The sequence below is a fragment of the Enterobacter sp. UPMP2061 genome, from assembly GCF_053709615.1.
On the sequence record NZ_JBSKJP010000007.1, the window covers coordinates 54159 to 71114 of the forward strand.

Genomic DNA, 16956 nt, shown 5'->3' on the forward strand with positions numbered 1-16956 from the left:
TGCATAGCAAGCAGTATGCGGCCCTACAAGATATAAGGGTTTAAGAATTAACCAGATGAAAATAGAGGGTTAATGAAGTTAGCGAAATGATCGCTAAAGCCCGCCGAAACGGGCCGGAGGGCTTAACGATAGAAGAGTTCGAAAGTCGCGACGGCGTCGACTTTCCCGGCTTTAACCTCTCCCGTTTTGATGTAACGGGCTTTGAGTGGGATCTCAACCGGGACGTTGTCCTGGGTACGGGTTATTGCCGTGTAGCTCTGGTCGAACTGTAACACCGCATCGTTCTTGTCGAGGATTTGAATGCCTACGCCGCTTGCAGCGTTGTCTCCGGTAGCAATATTGAGGATATTGCCATCCGTTACGCCAGTCGACCCTGCACTGGTGAACTGATAATCAATTTTTGTCCCGGCGGCGCAGTCCGTAATATCAATCCTGAAACGACTGTCGGTCAGGATGTCAGAATACTGACCGTTAAAATCGTGCGCATTGACCGTTTCCAGAGGCACGTAGATGTTTTTATCCGCCAGGTTACAGGTGTTTGTCGTGATGTGCACACTGGTTGGTGAAAAGCGAATTTCGCCTATCACGTCGTTATCGTAAGTTTCATGTGAGGTTAACAGGGACGTATTAAGATCGCCCTCTTCGACTTCACCAATAACGATCAACTGAGCGGTAGCCCGGAAATTGTAATTCGTTGAAAAGCTTCTGATCGTGCCAAGATAAGTTTCCGGCCTGATAATGTCTTCTTCGGTATAGCTGGGGAACTGGGTTGTAGACGCTGCAACGCGAATGCCAATCCCGGCCACGTTGGTTTTATACACTCCGGGTAAAACATCTTCACGTGCATCAGCATCACTCAATGAGAGATAGCCTCTACGTACCCGAACGGAATCACCATCACATCTTTGCGCAATTTCACCTGATTCCACGCTGGCGTCATAAATAATGGTACCGACCTGAACGTCTGGCTCAAGCTGGATGACAGCGGGAATGTTGAAGGTAACAATTCCCCCGCTACTTCCGCCTCCCGTAAATGTACAAGTTGCGAAGGCCGGAGCTGAAAACAGCATGATTAGGCCAGCCATTGCGCTGATGAATAGTTCTTTGCTACGCCTCATTGGCAATTTACCGTCATTTTCAAAATAGTTGCTGAGCGCCCGGGAGGGAGATCCCCCGCCCACGCACACCGTTGATCGCGCCCGTCACCCCACTGCACATTCAGGGAAACCGCTTCATGCAGACCGGTAAGCCAGACTTCTCCTTCATCACCGACGATAGCCGTTGCACTTTCCTGCGTGACAATGGCGCCGAAAGGTACCGGCTTGCCGTGGAAAAGCAGCGTGATAAGCGCACGCTTCCCCACTCGTGCATCAAAATTCGCTGAGATGGCCGCGCCTTTTGTTGGGACAACATCCTGGGTAGCGGCGGCAATTTCAATATCTTCACGATCCTGGGTGTTGACCGTAATACCGTTTTTCCGGTAGGCCGTCAGGGAAGGGACAATCGCGTTACCAAAGCGATCGGTGTAGATCCCTCGCCCGTTCTGTACTTTGACGTTATCGCCATCTTTGATATGGACAATGGCAAAGGCGTCGCGGACGGATTGCCCCAGGGTTACTCCATGTTCATGCGCAACAATTGAACCCTGCGCGCTGTAGTTCCACTGTCGGTTATCGCCCCCGTAGTTATACCCCAGCCCGACATCACCGGCAGATCCCCGGTAGCGCCCGGATACACTGCCGCCATAGCCAGTATCTTGACTGGCATAGGTCTGCTGGAGGTTATAGCTGAGGTTATTGTTCTCAAGTGCCGTGCCGCCGATCCCTACCTGATGCGAAACGAATCCACCGCTGGCAGTGTTGGCGCTGTAAGTTGACCATGCGTTCGCTAGCCAGCGTGAAAGAGGTACGTTGACCATCAACGCCATTTGCCGATCGGTATTGGCGTCCGGCGTACGCGTCAGGCTGTAGCTTACCGACCAGGTTATACCGCGCCAGCCGGAGCTTAGCCCCGCACTGACGCTGCGCTCGTGTCCCGCCATGTTCCAGTAATCCTGCTGATAACCATTAAGGTAAGCCGATCCCCAGTCCGAAACGCGTTGGGAAAGATTAACCTGCATGCGGCTGCGCCGATTATTGGTTCGCCGATAGGTATAAATCCCATCGTCAATCTCGCTGTCACGCTGGTCGACAGCTTCCTGAAAGGTATAAAACCCTGAGGTGGAATAACGGTAGCTGGCAAGCGTCACGGTGGTGTCTGTATCCGGAATATCCCTGGAATACTGCGCACGCCATGACATCCCGCGGGCATCATCTCGTCCATCATCAAAAGCCGTACGGGCGGCGGTCACATCCACGGATGCCGATCCGAAACGGCCAAGATCGGCCCCTGTTCCCGCCAGCATAGCCTGATACGACGATGCAACGAGCGCGCCGGCGTATGTTGTTACGCCATAAGGCAGGCCGTAAATGACCGTCCCTTGCAGAAAAGGGGGCTCGTCCTCACCTTCATTACCGCGATAACGCCCTGCTGCCAGCGAATATTTAAATGCTCCTTCCCGCTGTAGCACCGGAACCGATGCACTGGCCTGGATGAAGCTGTGTTCGCTGCCGTCGGCCTCTTCCACCGTCACCTCCAGATCCGCGCCGGATGTGACCTGGCTTAAATCGCGGATCTCAAATGGCCCCGGAGAGACGTTGCTTTGATAAATGGTGTAGCCGTTTTGCCTGATGGTGACTTTTGCATCGCTATTTGCGATACCACGCACCACGGGGGCAAACCCCTGCTGGCTGGTGGGCAGCATGGAAGTATCCGTTTCCAGCTTCACGCCGGTCATTTGGACGCTGTCGAAAAGCTCGCCGTTAGTGTACGTCTGGCCTATCTCAAGCTGGCTTTGCAGGGTTTTGATATCACGTTGCAGCGTACTGGCGATTGCATCCCAACCGGCGTTGTCACTCCAGGTGCTGTTGTTACGCAACCGCCACGCCCCGAGGTTGATCCCCGACTCCAGACCAAGCCATACAGATGACGTTTCACCAGAACGGTAGTGCTGCTGAGAGCCGCTAAACTGGTAGCTTGTCCAGGCGGCGGGAGCACCGTCATCCCAGAATTTAGGCTCGATAGCCCCGGCCGCAGCCTGATCGCGGTATTTTTGCGGGATCACCAGCTTGAGGGTCTGATTATCCTGGTCGTAATCGTAGCGGGCATTATCAATAAAATGGGAGATGTCATCGATTATCACCGCATCATCCAGATCTTTCATGTCCGGGATCGTGTCGACTTTTACCCCTAATGCACGCAGATCCGCTTTGGTCAGCTCCGGTAACAGGCGCTGCTTATCGTCAGACAAGATCCAACTCACCGTGCGTTTATCCAGAACATCCCGATCCCACATAATGGTCGTCAGAAAGTTTCCGGGCAGTAAGCCATTATCATTGATGAAATTTTTTAGCGTTGAGGTGTTTTCCAGCGGAGTGTCCATCTCGAGGATCCGCAGGTTAAATTCGTCATCTGCACTCACAGGCTGGATCATCGCGAGCAGCGCTAACGCGATTCCCTTCAGAACCTGTTTGTAGAGTGGAGATGACGACATAGGGTACCAGCATTGTGTGTTTAAAGAGCCTGCTTGCGCTGGGAGGTTTGCGCGCCGAAATCGCTAATAGCAGTCCACGTCACGGGCCCGTTTGCAGATTGAGGCACAGAAAAATATTGCTCGCTGAAAGGTGCGACCATCATTGAAATCGCCCCCGGCGTGGTTTTTGTGTCAGTCACAGGGACACTTTTCCCGCCCACGGCCAGCTCGCCAAAGGAGACGTAAAACGGCGTTGGGTTTTTCGCAATGAGCTTGTTCCCCTGGCGGCGGAAGGTGATTTTTTCATAGGCTTGTAGCGCATCGGCTTCTTTCAAATCAGCAGGGCGCCAGAACAGCTTCAGACGCGTTTTCATCGCGAATTGCAGCGTATTCTTGTCTTTTAAGTCAGGTGATAACGCCGAGACGGATTTCACATTCGCCAGAAATAAAGATTCGCGATCTGCGGGCAGATTTTTTTTATCGCCGGTAAAAATGATGTGCAAAAGGGTCTGACGATTTTCCTGTAATTTATAGACAGGCGGCGTAATGATGAAAGGTGCTTTTGCATCGTTGGGGTAACTCACCCAGCTTTGCACCAGATATCGAGTATGAGGGTCTTTATTTTTGAGTGCTATTTGTACTTCGGATTTATTCGATGGATAAATAATTCGCGTGTCACCGAGAACCACACTTGCCTGTACTGAACAGCAAGAGATAATCAAACATCCACCTAACAATTTTAATAAATAATTCATACTACGTTCCAGAAGGCAGCCCTTTCAGGCTGCCAAAATAGATTTAGCGATAAACAACCTCGAACGTTGCAGATGAGGAGTAGTGACCTGCTGTTGGTTTGTTATCACCAACCTGAATAACTTTCGCGGTGTAATTAAAGACAGATGCTGTGGTGCCAGTGGCATCGTTCGCAACATCGGTACCGGCTTCCGGTTCTGATCCGTTGAAAACCACGTCCCCCTTAGTCCCATTTTCATTACTGACAATGATGCCAACGTTGGTCGCATTGCCAGCGCCGGAAAGATCGTTCTTCAGGCGCTTGTATTCCGCATCCGTTGTGGTGCCGCTGAACTTGAGGTTCAGTTTGGCAACCAGCGGATCACATTTTTTCACTTCAATCTTAAAGGCCTTCGACGTCCCGACCTGACCGTCAGTGCCAAAATCAGAAGGATAAGTATCTGCAAATGTGACGGTGGAAGTATTGGACCCCGAGCCATCAACATCAATTTCACAGGTATCCGCCACAATTTTTCCGGCGAAATTTACCGTACCAGAATCATTCGCTGCAAATACCGGCAGAGAGAGTGCAGCCATAAGCGTGCTGGCCAACACCGTTGAAACAACATATTTACTCATAACAATATCCTTATATGTGATGATGAAGATATCCATTCTTGATATATACAAAAATGTTGGGAAGTCCTCTAAGGAATATCCTGTGAGGTCAGTAAATTTCTGGAGAGGATTTAATCAGATTATTCTTCATCACGTCTAGATCGCAAAATGATAACACCCGAATAATCGGACACAACTTTCTGTTTTAGATGAAAAAAAGCAAAAATTAATAATTCTACATTTTAAATTTAATAATTTTAAATATAAATGAATGTAAACATAAAAAAAGGCCGCTTAATCATTAAGCGGCCTTTTATTCAGGAAACTAATTAGTTTCCGCCAAACATGTCCTTGATCCAGCCGGCGACACCGTCGCTGTCTTTCTTCTCATTCTGCTGCTGCGGCTGTTGCTGCTGCGGCTGCTGAGGTTGAGAAGACTGATCGAACGGGTTACCTGTCGGTTCTTCTGGCTGACTTTGCTGACACAGCGCATCCGGGTTAGTCGTCCAGACCGGCAGCGTACGCATCCCGCCACCGCAGATAAAGTTGCCCGATGCGTCCACGCCCATATCAACGATATCTTCCGGGGCAACCAGGTTCAGCGGCACCGGAGACTGGTTGGCCAGGTAGCGCTGGTAAATCGACATCGCACCGCTCGCGCCATACAGTTTGGTCGGCTGGTTGTTATCGCGCCCCACCCAGGTGATGACCACTTCACGGCCATCAATACCGGCGAACCAGGTATCGACGTTGTTGTTGGTGGTCCCGGTTTTACCCGCCAGATGCAGGCCCGGATACTTCGCTCCCAGCTGACGGCCTGTACCGCGCTGGACAACCTGCTGCATGGTCCACAGCGTCATATAGGCCGCCTGCGCCGGAACTGCACGTTCTGCCTGCGGGAAGCTCTGATACAGCACGGAGCCATCTTCGGCAATCACCGAACGCAGAGCGGAAAGCGGAGCACGGTTACCGCCGCTGGCGATGGTCTGGAACGCCTGCGCCACTTCGATTGGCGTCAGGTTAAGCGCCCCCAGAATCATCGCTGGCACCGGGTGCAGCTGATCTTTCGGTACCCCCAGCTTCTGCCAGGTGTCGGTAATGGCCAGCAGGCCCAGCGCCATTCCGAGGTTAACCGTTGGCACGTTCATCGAGCGGGTTAACGCATCCACCAGCATGACCTGGCCGCTGAACTGTCTGTCATCGTTCTGCGGTGACCAAACCTGGCCGTTAGGCTGGCGCAGGGAAATTGGCGCATCGGCAATCCAGGTATTCAGGCGATAAAGATTCGGCTGGCTCAGCGCGGTCAGATAGGTCGCCGGTTTTGCCAGTGAACCAATTGAACGACGCGCCTGCATGGCACGGTTATAGCCCGCAAACTGCGGCTCAGCACCGCCCACCATGGCACGAACTTCGCCGGTGTTACGGTCAACCACTACCATCGCGGTTTCCAGATCGCTCAGCTTACGCTGCTTTTTCAGCGCCGGAATACCTTCTACCGCCGCTTTTTCTGCGGCGTCCTGTGCCACGGAGTCAAAGGTGGTAAAGATCTTCACGCCGGAGAGATCTTTCACTTTATCCCCGAGCTTAGACTGCAACTCCTGACGCACCATCTGCATAAAGGCAGGCTGCGGAGAGATCACCCCACCACGCGGCTGAACGCCCAGCGGACGCGCGCTCAGCATGTCGTACAGCTCCTGGTCAATCACCTGCTGTTGTTGCAGCAGACGCAGCACCAGGTTACGACGCTCCAGCGCCAGTTTCGGGTTACGCCACGGGTTGTAGATCGACGCGCCTTTCACCATGCCCACCAGCAGCGCCTGCTGGTCAAGGCTCAGCTCTTCTACCGGACGACCAAAGTAGTACAGGCTCGCCAGCGGGAAGCCGCGGATCTCGTTGTCACCGCTCTGACCGAGGTACACCTCGTTCATGTACAGCTCAAGAATACGATCCTTGCTGTAGCGCGCATCCATCAGCACGGCCATGTACGCTTCGTTGGCTTTACGCCAGTAAGAGCGCTCGCTGGAGAGGAACAGGTTTTTCACCAGCTGCTGGGTCAGGGTACTTGCCCCCTGCACCGTACGCCCGGCAGTCAGGTTCGCCAGTACCGCACGACCAATGGAGTAAAGGCTAATACCGTCGTGCTCGTAGAAGTGGCGGTCTTCGGTTGCCAGCAGGGTATCTACCAGCAGATCCGGGAAGCCGTTACGCGCCACGAACAGGCGCTGTTCGCCGTTTGCGGACGACAGCATGGTGATGAGACGCGGATCGAGACGGAAGAAACCGAACTGGCGATCGTTATCCATGTTCTCAATGGTTTCCAGACGATCGCCGTCAAAGGTCAGACGCGCGCGCACCTGCCCTTCTTTACTGTCCGGGAAGTCGAACGGACGGCGGATCATCTCAATGCTTTTCGCCTGGACGGTAAATTCACCCGGACGGGTCATTTTCGTGACCTGACGATACTGCGTGGCTTGCAGCAGCTTCACCATCTCGTTCTTGCTGATGGACATGTCCGGCTCAAGGTTCACCATGCGGCCGTACACTGCCGCAGGCAATTGCCAGACTTTCCCGTCGATACGGCTGCGGATCTTCTGATCCAGATAAACGCCGTAAATCGCGATCAGGACAACAAAAACAATGAACAGCTTCAGCAGCAACCAGAACCAGCCGCGCTTACCACGAGGCTTACGCCCTTTGCCTTTCCCTTTACGTGGCATCGGTTCTTCATCCTCATAATCGTCTTCATAGTCATCGTCATACTCCTCATCTCTGAGGCGACGATGGCTTACCTTTTCTTTCGCCGGACGCGTCGGCTTTCCCTTACGTCCTATTGGCTCGCGGTCATTCCCCGCCATGCTTTTTCTCCGCAACATTCAGGCGCAAAGGCCAGATTTTCTTATCTTGCACAGGTCAGTGAAAGAAGAAATCTCTCAAAGTTTGTTTATCCCTTTCCCCGTGGGAGAGGGCCGGGGTGAGGGCATCAGGCCGCACTCCCCTTTTCGATCCATTACGAATATTTCTTCGTGCGCCGTGTCGGCGCGGTATTCGCCGGATCGTCCGGCCAGACGTGTTTGGGATATCGCCCTTTCATCTCTTTCTGCACTTCACGATAGCTCCCCGCCCAGAACGCCCCCAGATCGCGGGTGATCTGCAAGGGACGATGCGCAGGCGAAAGCAGCTCAAGCACTAACGGCACGCGCCCTTCAGCGATGGACGGCGTGGTGGCCTCACCAAACATCTCCTGCATCCGAACCGCCAGCGCCGGCGGATTATCCTCATGATAACGAATGGCAATCCGGCTCCCGGTTGGCACAGTGTAATGCCCAGGCAGTTCACTATCCAGACGTTGACGTAACGACCAGTCCAGTAAATTCTGTAACGCTGCCTTAACATCAAGCGCCTTCAGGGCGCGCAGCGAGTGTACGCCGTTCATCTGCGGCAACAGCCACTGTTCAAGCGTCGCGAGCAGCGTCTCATCATCCACCGCTGGCCACCCCTGTTCCGGCAGCCACTTCGCGGCGCAATGCAGGCGAATGCGATACTGTTCGGCCTCCGGCGTCCAGTTCAGTACGCTCAGCCCTTTTTCCCGAATGCCGTTCAGCATCGCCTGGTGTAACTCTTCCTCCGACGGCTTCGCCAGCGGTTTCGTCTCGAGCGTCAGTTTGCCAATCTGGCTACGACGGAACGCCTTCAGCGTGCCCTGGGCATCATCCCATTCCAAGATGTCAGATTGCTGAAGCAGCTGCGGGCAGGCACGCGTCAGCGCGTCAATATCCACGGCAACCGCCTGTAAAATACGCGCGTCCGGGGAGTGGCTGCCCTGGAGCAAGAGCGGCGCGATCAGCCATTCGTGACGCGTCAGGGCGTCATCGCTGTCCAGCATCGCGCCCATCCCATTTGCCAGCTGATAGCGACCATCCAGCCCGCGACGGCGAGCGATCCTGTCCGGGAAGGCCTGGGCCAGCAGAGGGATAACTTTATCGCTGTCAGGCGAACCGCCCCGGCAATTCAGGCGTTTACACAGCTGCTGCGCGCGTTGTTGCCAGTTTCCCTGATGGCGAGAAAAGGCCTGTCCCAGATCGCTGCTGCCACCGCGCGGCGGCTCCTCAAGAATAGCCGCCAGTTTTGCCGCCGTGGCAATTTCATCGTCGCCCTGTGCTGCCACCAGCATTGCCGCCAGACGCGGATCGTTGCCCAGCGCCGCCATTTTCTGGCCGCGCGCCGTCAGTCGCTCGCCTTCCAGCGCGCCAAGCTGGGTCAGCAGGCTGCGCGCAGCGGAAAGGTTCACGACAGGCGGAGGATTAAGCCAGGTGAGCTGGTCAGGGTCCGGGCAGCCCCACTGCATCAGATCCATCACCAGCCCGGAGAGATCGCTTTGTAAAATCTCAGGCGTGCTCTGCAATGCCGCACGCTCCGCCTGCTCGGCGCTGGTTAAATGCAGGCAAATACCCGGCTCAAGACGCCCTGCTCGCCCTGCGCGCTGCACCATCGAGGCCTGGCTGATGCGCTGCGTCAGTAGCCTGGTCAGCCCGGTACGCGGATCAAAACTGGCCACCCTCTCCTGCGTACTGTCCACCACCAGGCGAATGCCTTCGATGGTCAAACTGGTTTCCGCGATATTGGTTGCCAGCACCACTTTGCGCTGCCCCGCCGGTGCGGGAAGGATCGCCTTGCGCTGGTCAGCCAACGGCAGCGCGCCGTAGAGCGGGCACAGCATAACGTCACTGTTCACCCGGGATGCCAACTGCTCCTGTACGCGCTGGATTTCGCCTACGCCGGGTAAAAACAGCAGCAGCGAGCCGGGCTCCTGGCGGAGCAATTCGGCGGTGGCGATGGCAACCGCTTCGTCAAAACGCTGATGGGCAGGCAGCGGCTGATAGCGGCGCTCGACCGGGAACGCACGCCCTTCAGAGGAGATCATCGGCGCGTCAGGGAGCGTCTGCCGGAGCCGCTCGTTATCCAGCGTCGCCGACATAATCAGCAGCCGAAGGTCGTCGCGCAGCCCCTGCTGAACGTCGAGCAGCAGCGCAAGGGCCAGATCGGCCTGGAGGCTACGCTCGTGAAATTCATCAAGGATCACCAGCCCGACGCCGGTCAGCTCCGGATCGTTTTGCAGCATACGGGTGAGAATGCCTTCGGTGACCACTTCCAGCCGCGTGGATGGTCCAACGCAGGTTTCGGCGCGCATCCGGTACCCTACCGTCTCGCCCGGTTTTTCATTCAGCAGTTCCGCCAAGCGCTGCGCCACATTGCGCGCGGCCAGCCTGCGCGGCTCCAGCAGGATAATTTTCCCGCTGATGCTCCCCTCACGCAGAATTTGCAGGGGCAGCCAGGTGGATTTACCCGCCCCGGTGGGCGCGCTGAGCAAAACCTGTGGCGCATGTTCTAAGGCTGCGAGTAGCTCAGGAAGGACGACGGCGACGGGCAAAGAGGACACTTACGGCTCCAGAGGGTTAACATTAATCGGCGTACATTGTAGCATCGGCGCATATCATTACCGAGTCTTGCGCATGTCTGAGTCAAAACGGCTATTCTTCGCCATTGAATTACCCACCACGCTTCAACGGCAGATTGTTCGCTGGCGCGCCAGCCACTTCCCCGCGGAAGCGGGCCGCCCCGTCGTCGCCGCCAATATGCACCTGACGTTAGCCTTTCTTGGTGAAGTAAGCGCTGAAAAGCAGCGCGCGTTAAGCGCAATGGCCGGACGCATTTCGCAGCCGGGGTTTACGCTGCATCTTGACGATGCCGGGCAATGGCTGCGCTCTCGGGTGGTCTGGCTGGGGACGCGGCAGCCCCCTCGCGGACTGCTACAGCTCGCCAACATGCTGCGGGCGCAGGCCGCGCGCAGCGGCTGTTATCAGAGCCCGCAGCCGTTTCATCCCCACATTACCCTGCTGCGCGACGCGGGTCAGGCCGTTGCCATCCCGCCACCGGGCTTTCACTGGTCCTTTCAGGTGAATGAATTTGCGCTGTACGAATCTGCCTTTGTACAAGGACGCACCCGCTATACTCCGCTCCAGCGCTGGACGCTGGGCGACACGTTAAGGAATCCTGATGAAGTTTAGCCCTGCACTCCAGCCCGCCACGCTGATCCAGCGTTACAAACGCTTTCTCGCTGACGTGATCACCCCTGAGGGCGAAACGCTCACGCTGCACTGCCCTAACACCGGCGCCATGACCGGTTGCGCCACGCCGGGTGACACGGTCTGGTATTCCACATCAGAAAATACTAAACGCAAATATCCTCATACCTGGGAAATGACCGAGACGCAAAGCGGGGCATTTATTTGCGTGAATACCCTGCGCGCAAATCAGCTGGTTAAGGAAGCCCTGACAAATGGAATGCTTCCTGAACTGGTGGGTTACGGCACGCAAAAAAGCGAAGTGAAATATGGCGATGAAGGCAGCAGAATTGATTTTATGTTACAGGCGGAAGACCGCCCTGAGTGCTATATTGAAGTGAAATCAGTGACGTTAGCGGAACAGGAAAACGGCTTCTTTCCGGATGCGGTAACGCTACGTGGCCAGAAGCATCTGCGAGAGCTAATGAGTGTAGCGGCGGCGGGCAAGCGCGCCGTGTTGCTGTTTGCGGTTCTGCATTCAGCCATTGAACGGTTTTCCCCGGCCCGTCATATTGATCCTAAATACGCGCAATTGTTGAATGAGGCACAAAAGCAGGGGGTAGAGATTTTCGCTTATAAAGCGGAACTTTCTGCCGATAATATGACTCTGAGATCCTCTCTTCCCATTGTCTTATAAGGGATTAGACGATTGACTAATAAGTGTTCTGGCCGCGTGCGCAAATACGCTTTTCCTCACAGGGTTGTCAAGTGTTACGTTTAGATAATTGCCATACGGAAAAGCATCTGCTATTTATAGCGACCTGATTTTTCCCCCAACACGGGGATCGATAGTGCGTGTTAAGGAGAAGCAACATGCAAGAAGGGCAAAACCGTAAAACATCGTCCCTGAGTATTCTCGCCATCGCTGGGGTGGAGCCGTATCAAGAGAAGCCGGGCGAAGAGTATATGAACGAAGCCCAGCTGTCGCACTTCAAGCGTATTCTTGAAGCATGGCGTAATCAACTCAGGGATGAAGTCGATCGCACCGTTACACATATGCAGGATGAAGCTGCTAACTTCCCGGACCCGGTTGACCGTGCCGCTCAGGAAGAAGAGTTCAGCCTCGAACTGCGTAACCGTGACCGCGAGCGCAAACTGATCAAAAAGATCGAAAAAACGCTGAAGAAGGTCGAGGACGAAGATTTTGGCTACTGCGAATCCTGCGGTGTTGAAATCGGTATTCGTCGCCTGGAAGCGCGTCCAACAGCCGATCTGTGCATCGACTGTAAAACGCTGGCAGAAATCCGCGAAAAACAGATGGCTGGCTAACGCCTGCCCTCTCACTACTCTGCTAAGGCGGGAGTCTCTCCCGCCTTGTTACCGTTGATATGTCTGAATCTCACTATATCGGGCGCTTTGCGCCATCTCCCTCCGGTGAATTACACTTCGGCTCATTAATTGCCGCGCTTGGCAGCTACCTACAGGCTCGCGCCCGTCAGGGTAAATGGCTGGTCCGCATTGAAGATATCGATCCTCCGCGTGAAGTTCCCGGTGCAGCAGAAACTATTCTGCGTCAGCTGGAACATTACGGTCTTCACTGGGACGACGACGTACTCTGGCAGTCTCAACGCCATGATGCCTACCGTGAACGTCTGGCGTGGCTTGCTGAACAGGGCCTTTCCTATAACTGCACCTGCACGCGGGCGCGTATTCAGAGCGTAGGTGGCGTTTATGACGGCCACTGCCGCACGCGGCACAACGGTCCTGAGAATGCCGCCGTACGGCTAATACAGCGTTCTCCGGTGACGCAGTTTACCGACGTTCTCTCAGGAACAATTCAGGCGGATGAACGCCTGGCGCGTGAAGATTTTATTATTCACCGTCGTGATGGTTTGTTTGCCTATAACCTGGCGGTGGTTGTCGATGACCATTTCCAGGGCGTCACGGAAATCGTACGCGGGGCGGATCTGGTTGAGCCTACCGTGCGGCAAATATCGCTTTACCAGCAGTTTGGCTGGGCGGTGCCGGATTACATCCATCTGCCGCTGGCAGTCAATGAACGGGGAAATAAGCTATCGAAACAGAATCATGCCCCGGCGCTGCCTGAGGGCGATCCGCGCCCGGTTTTGATCGACGCGCTGCGATTTCTCAACCAGAATGTAACGCAGGAATGGCAGGATCTGAGTCTGGATGAATTGCTGAAAACGGCCATTGCTGACTGGGCGCTTATGGCCGTGCCAAAAATCCAGCATTCTCAAATGCGTTGCGCTGAGCTATGATTAGCCGCTTTTTTGATAACAAAACACACTACGAGGTGTACTATTTTTACCCGAGTCGCTAATTTTTGCCGTAAAGTGCTGAGCCGCGAAGAGAGCATGGCGAACGACGCTATTGCACAGCCACACATGTCGGTCATTCCGCGTGAGCAGCACAATATTTCCCGCAAAGATATCAGTGAAAATGCCCTCAAGGTGCTCTATCGTCTGAATAAAGCAGGCTACGAGGCCTATCTCGTCGGCGGCGGGGTGCGCGATTTACTGCTGGGCAAAAAACCAAAAGATTTCGACGTGACGACCAGCGCCACGCCTGAGCAGGTGCGTAAATTATTCCGCAACTGCCGTCTGGTTGGCCGCCGTTTCCGTCTGGCGCACGTGATGTTTGGACCGGAAATTATTGAAGTGGCGACCTTCCGCGGTCACCACGAAGCGGGCGTTAACGATCGCACGACTTCCCAGCGCGGCCAAAACGGCATGCTGCTGCGTGACAACATCTTCGGCTCTATTGAAGAAGATGCTCAGCGTCGCGATTTCACCATCAACAGCCTTTACTACAGCGTGGCGGATTTTACCGTGCGCGATTACGTCGGCGGTATGCAGGATCTGAAAGACGGCCTGATTCGCCTGATCGGCACGCCGGAAACGCGCTATCGCGAAGATCCGGTCCGAATGCTGCGCGCCGTGCGTTTCGCCGCCAAGCTGAACATGCGTATCAGCCCGGAAACCGCAGAGCCGATCCCGCGCCTGGCGACGCTGATCAACGACGTACCCCCTGCCCGTCTGTTTGAGGAGTCGTTAAAGCTGCTCCAGGCAGGCTACGGGTTTGAAACCTACAACCTGCTGCGTGAATACAACCTGTTCCAGCCGTTGTTCCCGACCATTACCCGCTACTTCACCGAAAACGGTGACAGCGCAATGGAGCGGATAATTGCGCAGGTGCTGAAGAACACCGATACCCGTATTCATAACGATATGCGCGTGAATCCGGCGTTCCTGTTCGCGGCCATGTTCTGGTATCCGCTGCTGGAAACGGCGCAGCGCATTACCCAGGAGAGCGGTCTCGCCTATTATGATGCGTTCGCGCTGGCGGCAAACGACGTGCTGGACGAAGGCTGTCGCACGCTGGCGATCCCGAAACGTATTACCACGCTGGTGCGTGATATCTGGCAGCTTCAGCTGCGTATGTCCCGCCGTCAGGGTAAACGCGCCTGGAAGCTGATGGAGCATCCTAAGTTCCGCGCCGCGTTCGATCTGCTCTCTCTGCGTGCTGAAGTTGAAAGGAACCCGGAACTACAGCGCCTGGCGCAGTGGTGGGGCGAGTTTCAGGTTTCTGCGCCACCGGAGCAAAAAGATATGCTTACGGATCTGGATGATGAACCGGCACCGCGCCGTCGTCACCGTCGCCCGCGCAAACGCGCACCGCGTCGTGAAGGCACGGCATGACCCTTGCGTATATCGCCATCGGCAGCAATCTGGCCTCTCCGCTGGAGCAGGTTAACGCTGCCGTGCAGGCTCTGGGAGAGATCCCCCAAAGCCGCATCGTCGCGCTGTCCTCATTTTACCGTACGCCGCCGCTTGGCCCGCAGGATCAGCCTGATTATCTGAACGCCGCCGTGGTGCTGGAAACGACCCTTGACGCAGAAACGCTGCTGGATAATACCCAGCGTATTGAGCTACAGCAGGGTCGCGTCCGCAAAGCCGAACGCTGGGGACCGCGCACGCTCGATCTCGATATTATGCTTTTCGGTCACGAGGTGATTAACACCGAACGCCTCACCGTTCCGCATTACGACATGAAAAACCGTGGGTTTATGCTCTGGCCGCTGTTTGAAGTCGCGCCCGATCTCACCTTCCCTGACGGCTCCTCACTGCAAGCCGTTCTGCAAAATCTCAACGCGGATAAACCGGCCCGCTGGTAATCCCGCCTCCGCATCGATTAACCATTCCTTATTTGCGGTTAATCGATTGCCTAAAATCATTGTTCCCTCAAATGTTACTGTTAGAATGCGCAAAGATTCGCTTTTGGGCCATCAGGAAACAGTATGAAACCAACCACCATCTCCTTATTGCAGAAATGCAAACAGGAAAAAAAACGCTTCGCCACTATCACCGCGTATGACTACAGCTTCGCAAAACTGTTTGCCGAAGAAGGGATCAACGTCATGCTGGTCGGAGACTCGTTAGGGATGACGGTACAAGGACATGATTCCACTCTGCCGGTCACGGTCGAGGATATTGCTTACCATACCCGCGCCGTGCGCCGGGGTGCCCCCGCCTGCCTGCTGCTTTCCGATCTGCCGTTTATGGCGTATGCCACCCCGGAGCAGGCCTTCGAAAATGCGGCGACAGTGATGCGCGCCGGCGCCAATATGGTCAAAATCGAAGGCGGCGCCTGGCTGGTCGATACGGTGAAAATGCTCACCGACCGCGCCGTGCCGGTTTGTGGTCATTTGGGGCTGACGCCGCAGTCGGTCAACATCTTTGGCGGATATAAGGTGCAGGGCCGAGGCGATGCGGCGCAGACGCTGTTTGATGATGCCGTGGCGCTGGAAGCCGCGGGCGCGCAGCTGCTGGTGCTGGAGTGTGTGCCGGTTGAGCTGGCTAAGCGTATCACTGAGGCGCTGTCGATTCCGGTGATCGGCATCGGCGCGGGTAACGTCACCGATGGCCAGATTCTGGTCATGCACGACGCCTTCGGGATCACCGGCGGCCATATTCCAAAATTTGCTAAAAATTTCCTGTCAGAAGCAGGCGACATGCGTGCTGCTGTGCGGCAGTATATTGCCGAAGTTGAGTCCGGCGTTTATCCGGGCGAAGAACACAGTTTCCATTAAGGAGTCCAGGTGTGCTAATCATAGAAACTCTGCCGCTGCTACGTCAGCATATCCGCCGCGCACGTCAGGAAGGTAAACGTATTGCACTGGTCCCGACCATGGGCAACCTGCACGACGGCCATATGAAGCTGGTCGATGAAGCGAGAGCCCGGGCAGATATCGTGGTGGTCAGTATCTTCGTTAACCCGATGCAGTTCGATCGCGAAGACGATCTGGCGCGCTACCCACGTACCTTGCAGGAAGATTGCGAGAAGCTCAAAAAACGTCATGCGGATATCGTCTTCGCACCGGCACCCGCAGATGTGTATCCCCAGGGTACCACTGAATCGACCTACGTCGACGTGCCGGGTATTTCGACCATGCTGGAGGGCGCCAGCCGCCCGGGCCATTTCCGTGGCGTCTCCACCATCGTCAGCAAGCTGTTTAACCTTGTGCAGCCGGACATCGCCTGCTTTGGCGAGAAAGATTTCCAGCAGCTGGCGCTGATCCGCAAAATGGTTGCCGACATGGGCTACGACATCGAGATCGTCGGCGTGCCGATTGTACGCGCGAAAGATGGCCTGGCGCTCAGTTCCCGTAACGGCTATCTGACCGCCGAACAGCGTAAAATTGCGCCGGGCTTAAGCAAAGTCATGAATACGATGGCAGAGCAACTGCTGGCAAAAGAGTTAACAGCAGAAGAGATTATCGCCCTGGCTGAACAGGCGCTGAACGAGAAAGGTCTTCGTGCTGACGACGTTCAAATTCGGGATGCCGATACGCTTCTGGCACTTACAGAGACCAGCAAACGTGCGGTAATTCTGGTGGCGGCATGGCTCGGCCAGGCCCGCCTTATCGATAACAAAGTGGTTGAGCTGGCGTAG

Annotated in this window: 14 protein-coding genes; 8 read left to right on the forward strand and 6 right to left on the reverse strand. The window is 55.3% G+C overall.

The annotated features are described in order from the left end of the window. Positions 1 to 122 precede the first annotated feature (122 nt). From ACWKXX_RS14760 to hrpB, 6 genes are all read right to left on the reverse strand, one after another. Entirely contained in the window at positions 123 to 1070 is a 948-nt protein-coding gene (locus ACWKXX_RS14760; protein ID WP_223259294.1) for a fimbrial protein, read from the reverse strand. Between the two features lie 44 nt (positions 1071 to 1114). After that, positions 1115 to 3592, reverse strand: a complete 2478-nt coding sequence (locus ACWKXX_RS14765) for a fimbria/pilus outer membrane usher protein (protein ID WP_214586585.1) — start codon at positions 3590 to 3592, stop codon at positions 1115 to 1117. A 20-nt stretch (positions 3593 to 3612) separates the two neighbouring features. Beyond that, complete coding sequence (locus ACWKXX_RS14770; RefSeq protein WP_454540828.1) at positions 3613 to 4326, reverse strand: fimbrial biogenesis chaperone; 714 nt, start codon at positions 4324 to 4326, stop codon at positions 3613 to 3615. 43 nt (positions 4327 to 4369) lie between these two features. Beyond that, complete coding sequence (locus ACWKXX_RS14775; protein ID WP_048984305.1) at positions 4370 to 4978, reverse strand: fimbrial protein; 609 nt, start codon at positions 4976 to 4978, stop codon at positions 4370 to 4372. 272 nt (positions 4979 to 5250) lie between these two features. Further along, positions 5251 to 7776 carry a bifunctional glycosyl transferase/transpeptidase gene (gene mrcB, locus ACWKXX_RS14780; protein ID WP_261666435.1) on the reverse strand — a complete coding sequence of 842 codons (2526 nt, stop codon included), beginning with the start codon at positions 7774 to 7776 and terminating at the stop codon, positions 5251 to 5253. A gap of 152 nt (positions 7777 to 7928) precedes the next feature. Further along, positions 7929 to 10358 carry an ATP-dependent helicase HrpB gene (gene hrpB, locus ACWKXX_RS14785; RefSeq protein WP_454540829.1) on the reverse strand — a complete coding sequence of 810 codons (2430 nt, stop codon included), beginning with the start codon at positions 10356 to 10358 and terminating at the stop codon, positions 7929 to 7931. 73 nt (positions 10359 to 10431) lie between these two features. Here hrpB and thpR point away from each other — a divergent pair, with 73 nt between their 5' ends. The 8 genes from thpR (at position 10432) to panC (ending at position 16956) form a co-directional block, all read left to right on the forward strand. Continuing rightward, a complete protein-coding gene (thpR, locus tag ACWKXX_RS14790; RefSeq protein ID WP_003856249.1) occupies positions 10432 to 10986 on the forward strand; it encodes an RNA 2',3'-cyclic phosphodiesterase in 555 nt (184 codons plus the stop codon). Next, complete coding sequence (gene sfsA / locus ACWKXX_RS14795; RefSeq protein ID WP_017694492.1) at positions 10976 to 11680, forward strand: DNA/RNA nuclease SfsA; 705 nt, start codon at positions 10976 to 10978, stop codon at positions 11678 to 11680. The genes thpR and sfsA overlap by 11 nt, the downstream gene beginning before the upstream one ends. 176 nt (positions 11681 to 11856) lie before the next feature. Next, on the forward strand, positions 11857 to 12312 hold the full coding sequence (dksA, locus tag ACWKXX_RS14800) for an RNA polymerase-binding protein DksA (protein WP_001155232.1): 456 nt from the start codon (positions 11857 to 11859) through the stop codon (positions 12310 to 12312). A 59-nt stretch (positions 12313 to 12371) separates the two neighbouring features. Then, complete coding sequence (gene gluQRS / locus ACWKXX_RS14805) at positions 12372 to 13262, forward strand: tRNA glutamyl-Q(34) synthetase GluQRS (RefSeq protein ID WP_032647293.1); 891 nt, start codon at positions 12372 to 12374, stop codon at positions 13260 to 13262. Between the two features lie 42 nt (positions 13263 to 13304). Beyond that, entirely contained in the window at positions 13305 to 14702 is a 1398-nt protein-coding gene (gene pcnB / locus ACWKXX_RS14810) for a polynucleotide adenylyltransferase PcnB (RefSeq protein ID WP_026080645.1), read from the forward strand. After that, the gene (folK, locus tag ACWKXX_RS14815; protein WP_015572706.1) at positions 14699 to 15178 is read left to right on the forward strand and encodes a 2-amino-4-hydroxy-6-hydroxymethyldihydropteridine diphosphokinase; all 480 of its coding nucleotides are present in this window, start codon (positions 14699 to 14701) and stop codon (positions 15176 to 15178) included. Before pcnB ends, folK begins: the two co-directional genes overlap by 4 nt. 123 nt (positions 15179 to 15301) lie before the next feature. Next, positions 15302 to 16093, forward strand: a complete 792-nt coding sequence (panB, locus tag ACWKXX_RS14820) for a 3-methyl-2-oxobutanoate hydroxymethyltransferase (protein ID WP_015572705.1) — start codon at positions 15302 to 15304, stop codon at positions 16091 to 16093. A gap of 11 nt (positions 16094 to 16104) precedes the next feature. Further along, positions 16105 to 16956, forward strand: coding sequence for a pantoate--beta-alanine ligase (panC, locus tag ACWKXX_RS14825; RefSeq protein WP_003856282.1), 852 nt, complete (start codon positions 16105 to 16107; stop codon positions 16954 to 16956).

Excerpts from the sequence above, each read along its gene's own strand:
- sfsA (WP_017694492.1), top strand. The coding sequence starts at position 10,976 with ATGAAGTTTAGCCCTGCACTCCAGCCCGCCACGCTGATCCAGCGTTAC.
- thpR (WP_003856249.1), top strand. The coding sequence starts at position 10,432 with ATGTCTGAGTCAAAACGGCTATTCTTCGCCATTGAATTACCCACCACG.
- ACWKXX_RS14760 (WP_223259294.1), bottom strand. The coding sequence starts at position 1,070 with ATGCTGTTTTCAGCTCCGGCCTTCGCAACTTGTACATTTACGGGAGGC.
- panB (WP_015572705.1), top strand. The coding sequence starts at position 15,302 with ATGAAACCAACCACCATCTCCTTATTGCAGAAATGCAAACAGGAAAAA.
- gluQRS (WP_032647293.1), top strand. The coding sequence starts at position 12,372 with ATGTCTGAATCTCACTATATCGGGCGCTTTGCGCCATCTCCCTCCGGT.
- ACWKXX_RS14765 (WP_214586585.1), bottom strand. The coding sequence starts at position 3,592 with ATGTCGTCATCTCCACTCTACAAACAGGTTCTGAAGGGAATCGCGTTA.
- dksA (WP_001155232.1), top strand. The coding sequence starts at position 11,857 with ATGCAAGAAGGGCAAAACCGTAAAACATCGTCCCTGAGTATTCTCGCC.
- ACWKXX_RS14770 (WP_454540828.1), bottom strand. The coding sequence starts at position 4,326 with ATGAATTATTTATTAAAATTGTTAGGTGGATGTTTGATTATCTCTTGC.
- mrcB (WP_261666435.1), bottom strand. The coding sequence starts at position 7,776 with ATGGCGGGGAATGACCGCGAGCCAATAGGACGTAAGGGAAAGCCGACG.
- folK (WP_015572706.1), top strand. The coding sequence starts at position 14,699 with ATGACCCTTGCGTATATCGCCATCGGCAGCAATCTGGCCTCTCCGCTG.
- ACWKXX_RS14775 (WP_048984305.1), bottom strand. The coding sequence starts at position 4,978 with ATGGATATCTTCATCATCACATATAAGGATATTGTTATGAGTAAATAT.